Origin of the sequence: Nostoc sp. UHCC 0870 (assembly GCF_022063185.1) — a bacterium.
Lineage (GTDB): Bacteria > Cyanobacteriota > Cyanobacteriia > Cyanobacteriales > Nostocaceae > Trichormus.
In genome coordinates, this window is the sequence record NZ_CP091913.1 from 5,646,684 (window position 1) to 5,664,173 (window position 17,490).

General features: G+C 39.0%; 13 protein-coding genes. 12 read left to right on the top strand and 1 reads right to left on the bottom strand.

Annotated features, from left to right (window positions below; translation table 11 throughout):
- The first annotated feature begins 11 nt into the window (after nucleotides 1–11).
- Nucleotides 12–2,021: a ferrous iron transporter B gene (gene feoB, locus L6494_RS23955; RefSeq protein ID WP_237990223.1), complete on the top strand. Its 2,010-nt coding sequence runs from the start codon at nucleotides 12–14 to the stop codon at nucleotides 2,019–2,021.
- 130 nt (nucleotides 2,022–2,151) lie between these two features.
- Here the strand turns inward: feoB and L6494_RS23960 are convergent, their stop codons facing one another.
- Nucleotides 2,152–2,895, bottom strand: coding sequence for an ABC transporter ATP-binding protein (locus tag L6494_RS23960; RefSeq protein ID WP_237990224.1), 744 nt, complete (start codon nucleotides 2,893–2,895; stop codon nucleotides 2,152–2,154).
- A gap of 1,156 nt (nucleotides 2,896–4,051) precedes the next feature.
- Here L6494_RS23960 and L6494_RS23965 point away from each other — a divergent pair.
- The 11 genes from L6494_RS23965 (at nucleotide 4,052) to L6494_RS24015 (ending at nucleotide 17,464) form a co-directional block, all read left to right on the top strand.
- Nucleotides 4,052–6,094: a polysaccharide biosynthesis protein gene (locus L6494_RS23965; protein WP_237990225.1), complete on the top strand. Its 2,043-nt coding sequence runs from the start codon at nucleotides 4,052–4,054 to the stop codon at nucleotides 6,092–6,094.
- A gap of 37 nt (nucleotides 6,095–6,131) precedes the next feature.
- Nucleotides 6,132–7,394 carry an oligosaccharide flippase family protein gene (locus L6494_RS23970; protein ID WP_237990226.1) on the top strand — a complete coding sequence of 421 codons (1,263 nt, stop codon included), beginning with the start codon at nucleotides 6,132–6,134 and terminating at the stop codon, nucleotides 7,392–7,394.
- The gene (locus L6494_RS23975) at nucleotides 7,354–8,556 is read left to right on the top strand and encodes a glycosyltransferase family 1 protein (RefSeq protein ID WP_237990227.1); all 1,203 of its coding nucleotides are present in this window, start codon (nucleotides 7,354–7,356) and stop codon (nucleotides 8,554–8,556) included. Before L6494_RS23970 ends, L6494_RS23975 begins: the two co-directional genes overlap by 41 nt.
- Nucleotides 8,525–10,000: an O-antigen polysaccharide polymerase Wzy gene (wzy, locus tag L6494_RS23980; RefSeq protein WP_237990228.1), complete on the top strand. Its 1,476-nt coding sequence runs from the start codon at nucleotides 8,525–8,527 to the stop codon at nucleotides 9,998–10,000. The genes L6494_RS23975 and wzy overlap by 32 nt, the downstream gene beginning before the upstream one ends.
- 185 nt (nucleotides 10,001–10,185) lie before the next feature.
- Nucleotides 10,186–11,715, top strand: a complete 1,530-nt coding sequence (locus tag L6494_RS23985) for a glycosyl hydrolase family 28-related protein (protein WP_237990229.1) — start codon at nucleotides 10,186–10,188, stop codon at nucleotides 11,713–11,715.
- 73 nt (nucleotides 11,716–11,788) lie between these two features.
- On the top strand, nucleotides 11,789–12,976 hold the full coding sequence (locus L6494_RS23990) for a glycosyltransferase family 4 protein (RefSeq protein ID WP_237990230.1): 1,188 nt from the start codon (nucleotides 11,789–11,791) through the stop codon (nucleotides 12,974–12,976).
- Between the two features lie 11 nt (nucleotides 12,977–12,987).
- Nucleotides 12,988–14,121: a glycosyltransferase family 4 protein gene (locus L6494_RS23995; protein ID WP_237990231.1), complete on the top strand. Its 1,134-nt coding sequence runs from the start codon at nucleotides 12,988–12,990 to the stop codon at nucleotides 14,119–14,121.
- 372 nt (nucleotides 14,122–14,493) lie between these two features.
- Complete coding sequence (locus L6494_RS24000; RefSeq protein ID WP_237990232.1) at nucleotides 14,494–15,216, top strand: sugar transferase; 723 nt, start codon at nucleotides 14,494–14,496, stop codon at nucleotides 15,214–15,216.
- 12 nt (nucleotides 15,217–15,228) lie between these two features.
- Nucleotides 15,229–15,921, top strand: a complete 693-nt coding sequence (locus tag L6494_RS24005) for a WbqC family protein (protein WP_237990233.1) — start codon at nucleotides 15,229–15,231, stop codon at nucleotides 15,919–15,921.
- Between the two features lie 8 nt (nucleotides 15,922–15,929).
- The gene (locus L6494_RS24010) at nucleotides 15,930–16,598 is read left to right on the top strand and encodes a PIG-L deacetylase family protein (protein WP_237990234.1); all 669 of its coding nucleotides are present in this window, start codon (nucleotides 15,930–15,932) and stop codon (nucleotides 16,596–16,598) included.
- Between the two features lie 11 nt (nucleotides 16,599–16,609).
- Nucleotides 16,610–17,464, top strand: coding sequence for a hypothetical protein (locus tag L6494_RS24015; RefSeq protein ID WP_237990235.1), 855 nt, complete (start codon nucleotides 16,610–16,612; stop codon nucleotides 17,462–17,464).
- The last annotated feature ends 26 nt before the right edge of the window (nucleotides 17,465–17,490 follow it).

Consider the following 17,490-nt stretch of genomic DNA (forward strand, 5'->3'; position numbering starts at 1 on the left):
GGGGGTGTTAAATGTCACATTGTCATGATTCAGGCTCAGGTATTGCTGCATTCACAACTCAGTCAGGAGTTAAAAGGGTGGCTGTTTTGGGAATGCCGAATGTAGGTAAATCTACGTTATTTAATCGCATTACTAAAGCGGGTGCATTTGTCGGGAATTGGCCTGGGGTAACAGTTGACCTGATGCAAGCACAAGTAGATTTAGATGGTCACAGGGTAGAATTTGTTGATTTACCGGGGATTTACGACTTAGAGGGTTACTCGGAAGATGAGCAGGTTGTGCAAACTTTCTTTACTACTTACCCAGTTGATTTAGTGTTGGTAATTCTCAATGCAGCGCAAATAGACCGCCAAATTCGTCTAGCTTTACAAGTCAAAGCTTTGGGAATACCTGCTGTAGTCATCCTCAATATGGCAGATGAAGCCAAGCATTTTGGAATCACAATTCATCCAGAACAATTAGCTCAAAAATTAGAGATGCCTGTAGCATTAGTTAGTGCTAAGTATGGTAGGGGTTATGCGATCGCTATGCGTCAAATTAGTCAAAAATTAGCAGAAAACTCCACACCCATTGCACCTGAAGCACTCAAGCAAGAGATTATCGCCCATCGACAAATTCCAGAGGAGCAAATTCAAGCCATCCTAGAAAATACGGTAGAAATGCCCTCGCGGTTATTTAAGACATTTACAGAAAAGTTGGATGGGGTATTGCTGCATCCCCTATTAGGGCTACCACTGTTTTTTCTCTCAATTTACTTAATGTTTGCGTTCGTTTGGTTGGTGGGTTTGCCGTTACAGGATGTAGCTGATGCTATTACTGGATGGTTGCAGAAAGTTGTGATTACTCCCCTCACCGCCTATTTACCAGAATTTTGGCGGGGATTTCTGGTAGATGGTCTTTATAGCGGGTTGGCTACCGTAGCATCTTTTATTCCCCTAGTGATGACCTTTTTCTTCATGATGGCTATTGTAGAAGACAGTGGCTATTTTTCCAGAGCAGCGTACATGATGGATGCCTTAATGTATCGCTTTGGGCTGGATGGTCGTAGCTTTGTATTGCTAATTATGGGGTTTGGCTGTAATATACCTGCCATCATGGGAACACGAGTGATGCGATCGCAGGCTTTACGCTTACTTTCCATTTTGATCATTCCCTTTGCCCTCTGCTCGGCACGGTTGACTGTATTTATATTTATAATTGATGCCCTATTTAATAGGACTTGGGGGCCTTTGGTACTGTTTTCGCTGTACTTATTCAGTTTTGCTGTCGCACTGTTAACAGGATTACTACTAAAAGGACAGTTTCAAAGCCAAGAACCCTTTGTTATTGAACTACCTCCTTACCGCTTCCCTACCCTCAAGCAAATATTTCTCCGGGGATGGGGTGAATTAAAGCAATTTCTACAACGTGCTACCGGATTTATTACTGCTGGGGTAGCTGGTGTATGGCTATTGAGCAATTTACCCCAAGGTACAGCCAACCCCATCACTAGCACTGGAGAGATGCTAATTACCATCCCGATTGTAGTGGGAATCGTGACAGGTTGGGATGCAGTCAAAGCATTCTTGAAGCGAGGCGGTGGATTGATTGCCCTAGGTGTATTAGCCATCTGGTTGTTGAGCAATTTACCAGGGAATCAAGAGACTAGCTACGCCACGCGCATTGGTGAATTTTTTGCTCCTATCTTGAATCCAGCCGGAATTCCCCAAGAGTTAACTATTGCGTTGATATTTGGATTTATCGCCAAAGAAATTTTAGTGGGATCTCTCGCCAGTATTTACCATCTTACTGATCCTAATGCTGTACAGACAGTTATTTCCCAGACAATATCACCAATTCAAGCCTATAGTTTCATGCTTTTTTGTTTACTTTATACTCCCTGTTTAGCAACAATAGCTACCATTAAAAGCGAGTCTAAAAGCATCAGGTTTACCCTAATATCTGTTGCCTATGGACTAACTTTAGCCTGGGTTGTAAGTACGTTATTTTATCAAGGAGCAAGGTTATTGGGGTTGAGTTAGCCTTGTTATCGTAAATTCAAGGGTTTAAGACCCCTACGTCTACACGTAGTATCAGTTGAGTTGGGGTTTAAATCCCTAACTCCAACTGTCTTTAATTTTGAATTTTGAATTTTGAATTTTGAATTGTTAACTAATGTCGCTTTCCCGCCCCCAAATAGAGTTCGGCTACTTTGGGGTCAGTTAATAATTCTAGCCCAGGGCCAGATATAGCATCGCGTCCAGATTCTAAAACATAACCACGGTGAGCCATTTCTAAAGCCTTACGGGCATTTTGTTCTACCAAGACAATTGCTGTACCCCCTTGATTAACTTGTTTAATCTGCTCAAATACTTGTGTGACTAAAATGGGGGATAAAGCGGCTGAAGGTTCATCTAATATTAATAAACTGGGTTCTAACATCAAAGCTTTACCCATTGCTAGCATCTGACGTTCTCCCCCTGAGAGTGTACCAGCACGTTGCCGACGGCGATCGCTTAATCTAGGAAACATGGTAAATATTTTATCTTTCAGGGGCTTAAGGACATCATTACGGATAAAAGCCCCCATTTCCAAATTTTCTTCGACGCTCAAAGAAGGAAACACATTAGCAATTTGGGGTACGTAGCACATTCCCCGACGGACGATTTGATTAGATTTTAGTCCGGCGATATTCTCATCTTTAAAGGTAATTGTGCCTGTATGGGGTGTCAACAAACCAAAAATGGTTTTGGCTAAAGTTGATTTACCCGCGCCGTTAGGGCCAATCACCGTCACCAATTCCCCTTGTTCAACCCGAAAATTCACACCCTGTAGGATATCAACATCTTTAATGTATCCAGCATGGACGTTGTGAACTTCTAGAAGCGGGGCTGAATTTTGTGCTGAACCTGACATAGAATCCTTGCCATCAAATCAAATATAGTGACTTTCACTATACATAGTTATAGCGTTTCCTAATCACATGAGGTATGTAATAGCCCCCTCCTTGCTTGCGAGGATGGGGGTGGGGTTCTTCTACCTCACTAAAGCGAGAACACCAGCATTTCTCACCAATTATTGCAACCTCAGTCCAGAGTCCGTAGGGGCGGGTTAAGCGAAATATTCGTGAATGATTTGAGCATATCTATGAACCCGCCCCTACTGTTTGCGAGAAATGCGGGCCAATCCCCTAATCCAACTACCATATTCTCAATAACTCTGTAATTCCTAATAGTTCTGTTGAATTTACAACGCATACTTGATTTTAAAATTATTCAACTGTGTCATTCTAATCACACAATATAGCCTCAAAGCATTGTTTTTTCGTTTTAAGATTCTATTATAAAAAATCACTATGTAATTTGAACCACACAAACACCTATAAAGGTTTAATGTCCTTATACATCTTTAATTCTACGTTCGGAGTAATTATTTTTGCAACCTCATATTTTTACTAAAAAGTATCTATACAAGCAAGCAAAAATTAAAGTTTTGATAAACATAAATCAAAGATTACTTTATTTTTTAGTTTTAATTCTTTGCCAACTTGGCGAGACTTAATTGATTATTTTCTGGTAAAACAATAATGTCTGGAATTAAGTCCTACACCATTGAATTCAATACAAAATATCAAGTAAAGTGAAAATTGGCTAACTTGGTACTGCCTTCCTAACGGTATTTTTGCTATTTAACCTGGAGGAAACCAATATTAGCATGAAATACCTAACATTCAGAGAAAGTCATATATAATTTTCAGTACATAATAGATAATTAGAATTATCTGAGGCTCATGTTGATTGACCGCCAATAATTGCTTTGCAGAAAAATTTAGAAGTCAGCATAATTTAAAAGCTACGCCTACAGAAATTAGCACAAGAAAGTAGAGTATTCAAACTCACCAATTTCTACAAAACTTTTTTTAACTGAAGATAATTTGTATAATCCAGGGGTTTAAAACCTCTATTTATATACAAGTTTGACTCCTTATTCGTGCTGTAGATAGTTGCTTTTAAAGGGTAATCTGACGGCTGACGCATATATTTTGATAAATTACCTAGAGGTTTGCACGAGTATGAATGACTTATTTTTTAATTGCCATCGCTGGGTACAAAAACGAGTCAACCATTTCTTGAGAAGTTTTTTAAATCTGAGAAATAAATACTTAATTATCATTGATAGTATTATTTTTATCATTACGCCATTATTAGCTTTATTGCTATCTTCAGATGGCACAATGGGTCTGCGAACATATATATCTGAGTTAGGAAGAGTCACAATAATTTTTTTATTCATCAAAATAATTGTCTTGTGGAATTTGCGTTTTTATAGATTTTACTGGCGTTATGCGAGCATTGAAGAATTAATAAATATCATCTTGTATATGGGCATTACGATGGTTATCCAAATGTTGATATTTTATAATTTGGATTTACTACCGTATGTCAATATAACTAAATTGCCACCCTCAATACCATTAATTGATGGCTTACTGTCCTGTATTTTCGTTGGTGGAGTACGTTTCAGTATTCGGATTATAGAAAGAACCAGACAAAAATATACAGTATTTTCTCTACAAGAGCGTGTCCTGATTGTGGGTGCAGGTAATGCTGGGATCGACCTCGTGGAAGAAATGCAAAGAAATCCACAACTAGGGTTCAATCCTATTGCTTTTGTTGATGATGATCCACAAAAATTACACGCCAAGATTCGCGGGATTCCCGTAGTAGGCGATCGCCACAACATTCCTAACATTGTCCAATCTCTGCAAATTCAAAAAGTCATTATTGCTATGCCAACGGTTGCAGGTAAAATTATTCGAGAAATTGTTGATATTTGCCAAGCAACCGGCATCCAGACTAGCACTTTACCAGGAATACATGAAATTCTCAATAATCGGGTAAGAATAGACAGCATTCGGGATGTAAGAATTGAGGATTTACTCAGACGTGATCCAGTAGAGACAGATATTGAACGAGTTGCTCAATTTCTTCAAGGTAAGTCTGTATTAATCACAGGCGCAGGTGGATCAATCGGTAGTGAACTTTGCCGTCAAATTTGCAAATGTCGTCCTGCTGAAATCATGCTGATGGGACACGGAGAAAATTCTGTTTTTAATATCCAACAGGAATTAGAACAGTTAATCAAAATACTGCAAGAAGATGGCAAAGCACAACAATATGCACCTCGAATTTCTACCTTTATTGCTGATATTCGCTTTAAGGAACGACTAAAACACGCGTTTGAAAAATTTCAACCTGACGTAATTTTTCATGCCGCCGCTCATAAACACGTTCCTTTGATGGAATTAAATTCACCAGAAGCAATCACCAACAATGTGCTAGGCACAAAAAATCTCTTGGATATGGCACTAGAATATGATGTGCAGAATTTCGTGATGATTTCTACCGATAAAGCTGTGAATCCAACTAATGTTATGGGTGCTAGTAAGAGAGTGGCAGAAATGTTAGTGCTGCAAGCTGCTAAAGATAGTGGTAAACCTTATGTTGCTGTACGTTTTGGTAATGTTTTAGGCAGTCGTGGTAGTGTTGTTCCTACTTTTAAAAAACAAATTTCCGCAGGTGGCCCAATAACAGTTACTCATCCAGATATCTGCCGTTATTTCATGACTATTCCTGAAGCTGTACAACTAGTTTTGCAGGCAGCAGTAGTTGGTAATGGTGGTGAGGTTTTTATGCTAAACATGGGTCAACCAGTGAAAATTGTGGACTTAGCCAAAGAATTAATTCGTCTTTCTGGATATGAAGTAAATAAAGACATAGATATTGTATTTACAGGATTACGACCCGGAGAAAAATTATTTGAAGAACTGTTTATTGACGGGGAGGAATATGAACCAACTCAACATAAAAAACTCATGATTGTGAAGAATGCCAGTCGCATTTTACCAAAAAATCTAGCTATTAATGTAGAAGCATTATGTTTGGAAGCTAAAAACAATAATCCCAGTTCTATCATTTTGCTATTAGAAAAGTTAGTGGCTGGATACAAACATCAACAAGAAAAAGCTTTTATTCCATACACAAATAATACCAGTTTAGCTGGTTCTAATTCTAAAGTGAATATTTTGGCAGGTATAGAGACGAAAGGGGTGTAATAGCTCGGAAAATTAAGCATTAATTTGACAAAAATATATGTTAGGAAACAAGCCATTAACATTACGCAAAAACTTCTCTTGGACATTCATTGGTAATTTAGTTTATGCAGGTTGCCAATGGGGAATGCTCGTAGTGATGGCTAAAATCGGCAGTCCAGAGATGGTGGGACAGTTTACATTCGGGCTTGCAGTCACCGCACCCGTAATTATGTTTACAAATCTGCATTTGCGATCTGTGCAAGCAACGGATGCTAAAAAACAATATCTATTTAGCGATTACTTGGGTCTCAGACTAATCTCAAGTATGCTAGCTCTTTTAATCATTGCCATCATTATTTTGTTGGGAGGATATCAATGGGAAACCATTTTAACTATCTCCCTCATTGGTTTAGCAAAAGCATTTGAGTCGATTAGCGATATATTTTATGGGCTAATTCAGCAGCATGAACGGATGGATCGAATTGCTCTATCACTAATGCTCAAGGGTCTTCTATCACTAATATTTCTGGTAATTGGAGTACATATATCTGGCAGTATTTTGGGAGGAGTAACAGGTTTAGTCGTGGCCTGGGGTATGGTGTTGTTTGTCTACGACATTCGCAATGGCTTCTTGATGATCAGGCGGAAGTCACGGTTACAACCACGCTGGCATCGAAAAACTCTCACCAAACTGGTATGGCTATGTTTGCCTTTGGGGTGTGTGATGATGCTTATTTCACTAAATAGCAGTATTCCACTCTATTTTATTGAGCAATATCTAGGTGAACGGGAACTGGGGATTTTTTCTGCCTTAGCCTATTTGATGGTGGCAGGAAATATGCTAGTCAACGCGTTAGGAGATTCAGCCACGCCTAAACTAGCCAAATATTATGCAGCCGGCGATCGCCAAGGTTTCCGTTCACTGTTACTCAAGTTGGTGGCTATTGCCGTTCTCATTGGCGGAACAGGTGTATTAATAGCGATCGCAGCTGGAGAACAAATTCTCACGCTACTATATCGATCTGAATATGCAGAGCAGAATCATCTGTTTGTCTGGCTGATGGTGACGGCGGCAATGAACTATATATCCTCCTTTTTAGGCTATGGAATCACCGCCGCCCGTTATTTTCGGATTCAAATCCCTTTATTCATTACCGTAGCTAGTATCTCTGCAATAGCTTGTCTGTGCTTGTTGCCAGAATTGGGATTGCTAGGAGCTGCGATCGCTTTATTAATAGCAGCTACGGTGCAAGCTTTGATTAGTTCGGGAGTAATTATTTATGTCCTATCCAAGCAGCAAAGTTATACCTCAAGAGCATGAGAAATTAGGCGTTCAGCGTCCGATACGTGTACTCCATGTCGTTGGTGGGATGAATCGAGGCGGGATTGAAACTTGGCTGATGCACGTCCTGCGTCACATTGATCGCGATCGCATTCACATGGATTTCTTAGTCCATACTACCGAGCCTTGTCATTATGATGACGAAGTACGTCAGCTTGGTAGTCAAATTATTCCCTGTCCTAATCCGACAAATCCCTGGCTATATACCCATAATTTCCGGCGTATTCTTCGCCAACATGGCTTTTACAATATCATTCACAGTCATGTTCATCATTACACCGGTTTCATTCTTTACCTAGCACATTTGGCGGGTGTGCCTATTCGCATCGCCCATAGCCATTTAGATAGCTTCTACCAAGAAATCAAAGCTAAATGGCAGCGCAAATTATATTTAGCTTCCATGAAATGGTTGATTGCTCATCACGCCAGTGTTGGTTTAGCGTGTAGCCAAGATGCAGCCGTAGATTTATTTAACTCTGGCTGGACAACTGACCCTCGTTGGCAACTTCTTTACTGTGGTATTGACCTCAAACCGTTTCAAGATGTCATCGATACAGGCACAATTCGCGCTGCATTGGGTATACCTGGAGATGCTTTTGTGATCGGTCATGTCGGTAGATTTGAGCCGCAAAAAAACCATAAATTTCTCATAGAAATAGCTACCGCAGTTGCCCAAAAAGAACCAAAGATGCGTCTGTTGTTAGTCGGTCAAGGTTTCTTACAGCCAGAGATTGAGCAACAGGTGGTTCAATCAAACTTAGTTGACAAGGTGATATTTGCAGGTACGCGATCTGATGTTCCGCATCTGATGCGAGGCGTTATGGATATATTCTTATTTCCCTCCCTTTACGAAGGACTACCCATTGTTGGACTAGAAACTCAAGCAGCTGGACTGCCCATAATTATGTCTGATGTGATTCCCAGGGAGCTTGATCAAGTCGATTCACTAACACAACGCCTCAGCTTATCTCAACCTGCATCTGTATGGGCTGAAGCAGTTTTAGCAGCGCGAAATGCCCGCACAAACAACACTCAAAGTCATAGTCTAGCCGCCCTACAAAAAAGCCAATTCAATATTAAATACAGTGTAGAGAGCCTCATAAAAGTTTATGAAAATCAACACAATCAAACCAAATCATAAACACTCAGAAATTATAATTGCAACTCATCTATTTATGATGATGATTTTGATTATATTTCGGTTACTATATGAGCCATTTGATTCCCAACCAGAATCACTGATTTACCCATTTTCTTGGGTGGTTTGCATTCAAGCTATTTGGTCTTTTTGGTCATGGTATATCCTCACAAAAAATTTATTTAGCCCTTATCTGTTATTTTTGCTGTCAGCGTTTCTTTTTAATGCTGGACAAGCATTTGTAGAAGTTTTTCATTTAAATAAAGATGGATTATTAGGAGGATTTGATTTTATTTTATTTTCTTTTGCAACTCTGCTAAATTCGTTATTTCTAGTAATATTGTCATTAGGAGCATGGCACTTAGGAGCATTAATCAGTTTTGCTAAATCACCAGTAAATGAGCAAAAAATTAGCCCCAAATCAGAAGATTTTTATATAAGTAGCAAGTATTGTTACAGAGTTGGTATTTTCTTCCTGAGTATATCTTTATTGCCTGCTATCCATACTATCCGCAATAATTTATCACTTGTCATGGCTTCCGGCTATTCCGGTTTGTATCAAGTAGAAAATGCTACAAGTGTTAGTGCTATACCTAATATATTGAGTATTTTTCTTATTCCTTCAGCCCTCTTTATATTAGTTGGTAGCGCGTATCAAAAAAAAGCAAAGTTTATATCTATAATTATCGTCCTTATTTATTCAATTATCCAGTTTATTGTGGGTCAAAGAAATCAAGGAGTAATGCCATTAATTAGCTTCTTTTGGCTATGGCATCAGGTTATTTGCCCAATTCCTAAAACTTTTTTGCTTGGCTTAGGCTCTTTGATCATGTTTATTCTGATTCCTGTGATTGCAGTAATTAGAAATATTGGTTCTCAAGACCGTTTATCAATTAATTTTTTAATCGAAACATTTGCAAATATAGATAATCCTATAGTTGCAGCAATATCAGAGATGGGAAGTTCTATGTTGACAGTAGCTGCCACTCTAGACTTAGTTCCCAATGTACGAAGTTTCCAAATGGGAACTGACTATTTATATGCTTTATTCACGCTAGTACCTAATTATTTCGGGGGAATTCACCCAACAGTAGCACGGGGTATCCCTGAGCAGTGGTTGGTCGAAGAAATAAATCCCTACTTTGCTATGCACGGTGGTTCTTATGGATTTTCTTTCATCGCTGAAGCTTACCTTAACTTTGGTTGGATTGGAACGCCAATTGCTTTAGGCATAATGGGGTTTATGTTTGCAAAATTCACATTATGGATATCTAAATCTGGTGAACCAGCAAAAATGGCAATGCTTGCTAGCTTTCTTTCTTTTTTCTTGTTCTTTCCTCGTGCCGAATCTGCTTTATTAATCCGCCCTCTATTATGGTATTCGTTGCTGCCTTATTGGATTGTGTCTTGGTTAGGTAAAAAAAGGTCAAAAAAACTAGCTAGATAAGTTGTATGAGAAGATTTTGCTCAATTTTATTAACTTAATAAACTCCAGAAAATACTATGTATTTGAAAATTTCAAATTCCCTGAAGATTGTGGTGTTTTTAAGTCCCATCTTTTTAGGATATTTAATTATTTATCCTCCCAACTCTTTGACTAAATATACTCAGCATCAAATACAGCAAAATGAAATGAGTAACTTAAAAAATCACGAATTAGAAGCAAAAAGCTTTATTCATCAACCAATTCCAGATATTAATTATCAGATAATTCTTTCTCAACAATCTACCAAGCCTAGATTAGAAGTTTCTGTTAAGAACTTTGGTGCTGTTGGTAACGGTAGCTTCAATGACACACCTGCAATTCAAGCAGCAATTGATGCTGTTGCTAAAGCTGGAGGTGGAGTTGTATTTTTTCCTAGTGGTACTTACAAAATCAGGATTAACCCATCAACATCACAGGCGATTACTATTCGGCCAAATGTGACAATTCAGGGTGCAGGAAACGAGAAAACAGTGATTCAGCTAGCTGATAACCAAGGTAGTTATAATGCGATACTGGCGGGAGAAAAACCCAACTCTGATTTGTCTAATTTTGCCATGTATGACATATCTATTGATGGGAATGGTAGTAATAATCCAGTAAAAGTAGAATCAGACTTAACTGACGACAGAATGAGATATGCTTTGCGAATTTTTGTAGGTTCAAAAATTGCGATCGCTAGATGCAGATTCAAAAATCAAAATAATGCTAACACTATCACAGTCAATAATGATTCTCTAGTCTCAGATGTCACAATCAAGCATAATATTTTTGAATTAATTGGTGGCAGATTGACAGATTATGATCATTCCACAATTTATAGTCATGGTAAAAATATAGACATATCTGATAATTTTTTCTCCTCTAGAAATGGTGCTGGTACTAATGGAGCAAGAACCGCAATTGAAATACATGGAGATAAGCATACTGTCAAAAATAATATAATCACTGGTTTTACTAACGGTATAAATGTGACAGGTTTTGCCTCAAGTTCTAATGAGCAAATAATCACAAATAACAGCATAAAAGATGCTTATAATGGTATAGTGATATGGTCATATTTGCATAAGCCTCAAAAGAGCAAATACGCACTTAATAATATCTTAATTTCTGACAATAAAATTACTCTCAGTATTGATGGTTGGCGGAAATTATGGGGTGAGACTCCGAGTTCAGGTATTTCATTAGAACCAAGTTCAGATGCACCATTGACAAACCTGAATATTGTGAATAACGAGATATCTTTTACTAATTTTATCAAGAACGGTAATGCTAGCGACAGTTTAGCGAATGGCATTAGAATATGGAGAAGTGACTTCCCTAATATAGACAGCCAAAATATTCGCATTTCTGGTAATAATATTAAAAACTCTCTAGCTGCTGGTATTTATATCTCTACACCAATGAATAGAGGTGAAATATCGCAAAATATTATTGTTAATCCAGGGAGAAGTAATGGAGATTTTCATAATGATTACCGAGCAGCAGTCATAATTGATGGCGTTTTTAATGGTGTAAATATTAATAATAACTTCTTGGCTGATCATCAAACAAATAACACACTCAAAGGAGGGATTATTTCCTTTATTAAGTGTGTAAATAACTGCCAATTTAAAGGTAATAGTTTGTACGTTAAAAGTGGTGCTAAATTTCCAGTCATCAAATCTAATTCAAACTAATAATTGCTGGTTAGACAGCCACTAATTGGAAGGTTTTAAGAAATTTGCAAAAAATTTAGTATGGAGATGTCTAATGAATGTTGTAGTTACACTTGAACATCGTTTTGATAGCACACCAGACGGTAAGGTATGGACACAAACAACTTTTACACATTCATTCTGGCAGTGCTATCTAGAGGTGTTCGATCATGTACGTGTGGTGGCGCGTGTGCGGGAAGTACCATCAATTCCCGATGATTGGAAACAGGCTAATGGCCAAGGAGTCTCATTTATTGCTGTACCCTATTATGTCGGGAGTTGGGAGTATCTTTTGCGATCGCCACAGGTCAAATCTACCACTCGCATAGCAGTTGGAGCAAAAGACGCGGTGATTCTTAGGATTGGCTCACAGATTGCTTCTTGTATCCAATCTCTTTTACATCAAAGTGGCCATCCCTATGCAGTGGAAGTTGTTAGTGACCCCTATGATGTCTTTGCTCCTGGTGCGATGACTCATCCACTACGGCCTTTCTTTCGTTGGTTATTTACTAATAGACAGAAGCAGCAATGCACTCAGGCTATGGCTGCTGCCTATGTAACAAAACAGGCTCTACAACAACGCTATCCCTGTGCTAACTACTCATTTGGAGTTTCCGATGTTGAACTGTCATCTGATGCACTGCAAATTCAACCCCGTCCTCTCTGTCAGAGCAAGTCTACATGGATACTCATTTTTGTCGGGACTTTAGCTCAACTATATAAAGCTCCTGATGTCCTGATTAATGCTGTGGCTATTTGTGTGCAGCAGGGAATAGACCTGAAGTTGACTATAGTTGGTGAAGGCAAGCATAGAACAGAACTAGAGGCACAAGCAGTAGGATTGGGGTTAAAAGATCGCGTCTGTTTCCGTGGTCAATTAGCGGCTGGCGATACTGTACGTGCAGAATTAGACCAGGCTGATGTGTTTGTTTTACCATCCCATCAAGAAGGCCTACCAAGGGCAATGGTAGAGGCTATGGCGCGAGCATTACCATGTATCGGCTCTACAGTCGGCGGTATCCCGGAACTCTTAGCGGCTGAAGATATGGTGCAGCCAGGTGATGCGAATGGCCTAGCACAGAAGATTAGGGAAGTGGTGACTAATCCCGAACGTATGGCCAAGATGTCAGCCCGTAATCTCCAGAAAGCCAAAGAGTATAAAAGTGAACTGTTATATGAACAACGGATTGCTTTTTATCGTTATGTGCGTGAACAAACAGAACTTTGGTTAAAACAACAATGAAAAATTTGTTAATGGTTACAACTGTACCTGATACTCTCAGTGCTTTTCTGATTCCTTTTGCTCATCACTTTCGCGCTCAAGGTTGGCGGGTTGATGCAATGACTCAAGGAGTCTCTCAGAATGTGGAATGTATCAAAGCTTTTGATCAAGTTTGGGATGTAGAATGGTCACGCAATCCTTTAAATCCATTCAATCTTGTTGTTGCTCCATACATCATCCAACAGGTCATACAGCAAGAAAAATATGATCTTGTTCATGTCCACACGCCAGTAGCAGCTTTTGTGACTCGATATGCTCTCAAGGATTTGAATCAGCAAAAAAGACCACTGATTATTTACACCGCTCACGGTTTTCACTTTTATAACGGTGGAAAGCTGTTAAAAAATGCTATATTCTTGGCTTTGGAGAAGTTGGCTGGACGTTGGACAGACTATTTAGTAGTAATTAATCGTGAGGATGAAGAAACAGCAAAAAAACACAGATTAATTTCTCCTGAATATATTAGATATATGCCGGGAATTGGCGTGGATTTGCAGTATTACAATCCTCAAGCTGTTTCCGATGCTGAAGTTGCACAGCTACGCCAGGAATTAAAATTAGCATCAGACACCCCATTATTTTTATCAGTAGCTGAGTTTATCCCCCGCAAGCATCCTCAAGACGTTTTAAAGGCATTCGCTCTTTTAGCTAGACCTCAAGCTTGCTTGGCGTTTGCTGGAGACGGGTTTTTGATGAATCAAACACAGCAACTAGCATCTCAACTGGGAGTGGAAAATCAAGTCCGCTTTTTGGGTGTGCGTCGAGATATTCCTACCTTAATGCGTGCAGCCACAGCTACGATACTTGCATCTGATAGAGAGGGTCTACCCCGGTGTGTGATGGAGTCTATGTCTATGGAAACTCCTGTAATTGGCACAGATATTCGCGGAACTAGGGATTTACTCAAAGAAGGGTGTGGTTTACTCGTCAAAGTGGGAGATATAGAGGCACTTGCACAGGGAATGGCATGGATATTAGATAACCCTGAAAAAGCTCAAATAATAACTAAGGAAGCACGAGAACGTATAACCAGCTATGAACTTTCCTACATTCTGAAAGAGTATGAGGCTTTATATGCTGAAGCGATGTTAAGGCATTGGGGTTAACAATTCAAAATTCAAAATTCAAAATTCAAAATTCAAAATTAAAGACAGTTGGAGTCGGGGATTTAAACCCCAAGTCAACTGATACTAGGTGTAGACGTAGGGGTCTTCAAGCCTTGAATTTACGATAAGTAGGGAAGACAAGGGAGAGAAAGGCGAATTTACTCCCCACTCAGCGATGATTCATCAAGTCTGCATTATATGGACTTGTAATAGCGATCGCCAGTCATATTTCATGCCATTTCTAGCATTTATTTAGCACTTTTTTGTTGCATCGAATGCTTTTTAGTGTCTATCTATCCCTAGCTAGATAAAGTCGGCTAGATGGCTAATAAACGCAGATTTTTTGTTTAGTAATATCAATATATTACACATATGAACACGAAAAATTTTAATGATGATATTGTCCAAATATCTGCTACGATTAATACAGATTTTTGGACAGAAAACAAATGGCATACAGTTCAACAATCTTATTTAAGAAAACATAAAAATATCAGATGGCAACTGGTATGTAAACGGGTGTTTGATGTCACAATATCATGTATAGCTCTTGTTAGCTTATTTCCTCTGTTCCTGATAATTGCTTTAGCCGTTAAACTTAGTTCTCCAGGTCAGATTTTATTTTGCCAGGAACGCCTGGGACAGCTAGGAAAACCGTTTGTGATTTATAAATTTCGCACCATGATGGATGGAGCGATTAATATTGGTGCTGGTCTTGATACATTCAAAGGTGATCCTCGTATCACACCCGTGGGTAAGTTTTTAAGAGAATACCACCTCGATGAATTACCTCAGCTTGTCAATATTTTGCGCGGAGATATGAGTTTAGTTGGCCCTAGACCGTTATTAGTTTCATCTCTAGAAACTTATAGCAATTTACAGAAAAGACGCTTATTATTACCTCCTGGTTTGACTGCTTGGGAAGCAGTAAAAGGGGGCTTATCTAACAGCCTAGAGGAACGGTTAAATTTAGATATTTGGTATGTAGATAACTGGAATTTTTGGTTAGACATCATAATTATTTTTCGCACGATTCCAGTTGTACTGCGCCAAGAAGGTGTATACGAACAAGATAACGGTTTATCAGAAAGTTAAGGTATTTAAATAATGAAAACCGCAGTGATTCACCAACCACAGTATTTGCCTTATCTGGGATTTTTTCACAAGCTAAATCAAGGTGATATTTTTGTAGCGATGGACACTGTACAGTTTGAAAGGCGTGGGGTGCAACATCGCAATAAAATCAAAACTAGCCAAGGAAGTCAATGGATAACTGTACCAGTATGTCATCGTTCTAGGGAAGAAGAGTTTATTAATACAATGGAAATAAACTCTGAATTTCCTTGGTCACGGAAGCATTGGAATGCGATTGTCACAAATTATGCCCGCGCTCCTTATTTTGATCAATATAGCTCAGGACTAGAGCAAATATTTCAGCAAGAATGGGTGAATCTCTGTGAACTCAACATGGCAATGATGAGATGGGTGATGGAGATTTTAGAGATTAACAAACCCATTGTATATATGTCTGCATTGGGGGTTGAGGGTAATAAATCTGAACTACTCATTAATATTTGTCAAGCAATAGGAGCTAATGCTTATTTCTCAGGTATTGGCGGGAGACAGTATATGGATATGGAAGAATTTACCACTGCTGGTATAGATGTATTCTGGCAAGAGTTTAGTTATCCAACTTATACGCAAATGTTTCCCGAATTGGGCTTTGAACCTAATTTGTCAATTTTAGACACTCTTTTTTGTTGTGGTTCAGATACTAAAAAATTCTTGAATGTTTGTTGAGTCAAAAAATGAAAAATCAAGTATTAGTTATTGCACCCCACGCCGATGATGAAATCTTAGGCTGTGGAGGGACAATTGCACGCTATGTAGATGATGGAAATGAGGTACATATTTTAGTAATTACCTATGGTGATCCTGAAATATACCCGCCAGAAGAAGAATTAGAAACTCGTCAGGAACTCAAGGCGGCTCACGAAATTTTAGGTGTATCTAGTGTGCAATTTCTAGAGTTTACTGCGCCCAAGTTAGACACTTTTCCTGGTTATAAATTGGCTGATACAATTAGCGGTGTAATTCGCTCGTTGCAGCCCAATATTCTTTATTTACCTCATCGTGGAGATATTCACGCTGACCACCGCATTGTTTATCAAGCTGGTATGGTTGCAGCACGACCCATAAATGCTTGTTCTGTACGCCAGATTTTTTGTTATGAAACTCTATCTGAAACAGAATGGGCTTCGCCATTTGGTGATGAGGCTTTTATTCCTACGGTGTTTGTAGATATCACAAATTGTTTAGAGCGAAAGCTCAAGGCGATGGCTTGCTATCATAGCCAACTGAAAGAAGCACCCCATCCTCGTTCTTTACAGGCGATCGCTAATTTAGCACAGTTGCGTGGTAGCACTGTCAGTTTACCTGCGGCGGAAGCTTTTGTACTGGTGCGGGATATACGTTAGGTAAAACTAAAATGTCAATGAATAATTTGCAGATACGAGATGTATCAGAAGCCAAGTTAGTCCCCATAACAGAAGAAGAATATGCAAACTGGCTGCGAGGAAAAGGAACACGTATCATCAAGCATAGAGGTAGATATTGGCAAGAAAGCTATCCTGGTTTTTATCAACCGGTTCATTTTTTAGCTCGCTTAAGCTATGAACAAGCCACCGCACCAAATATTTTTAATTGGGGATTTCAGACAACCCTAGATACTAATGATGCAGCTTTTGCCAATGGAGTATTACCCATTCACCTGTTGTCTGAAATAGAAAACTACGATTTGCAGAGTTTGTCCGCAAATCGCAGGGGACAAATTCGCAAGTGTCATAAGTTAGTTAAGTTTGTTGAGTTAACTGGCCCAAAGCTTTTGCAAGAACAAGGACAGGAAGTTCTTGCTTCAGCCGTCAAGAGGACAAATTATGGCAATCTCAAAAATTATTTAGCAGAGATTACTAATCTAGATTTCAAGCATTGGTTTGTGATGGCGGGTTTGATTGACGGCAAATTAGGTGGTTTTTTGACTGCCTATGCTATTGATCACACAGCATATATGCACACACTTCATATTGCAACTGAGGCATTATCAACCTATATTAGCCCAGGGTTGCATTTTGAATTTGTACAAATGTGCCGTCGTTCAGGTAAAATTCGGGAAATTGCTCATAGTTTGCACTCTAGAGAAGACTCACCACTGTGTACCTTTAAAGAAGGAATGGGCTTCGGTGTTCAGCGTCTTCCTTCTAAAGTAGAAATAAATCCCCTCATAGCCAAATTTATTCACAGACGATATCCAGACAAATACTATCGTTTGACTGGACAAGATTAATATCAACTTATCTGCTTTGATTACCT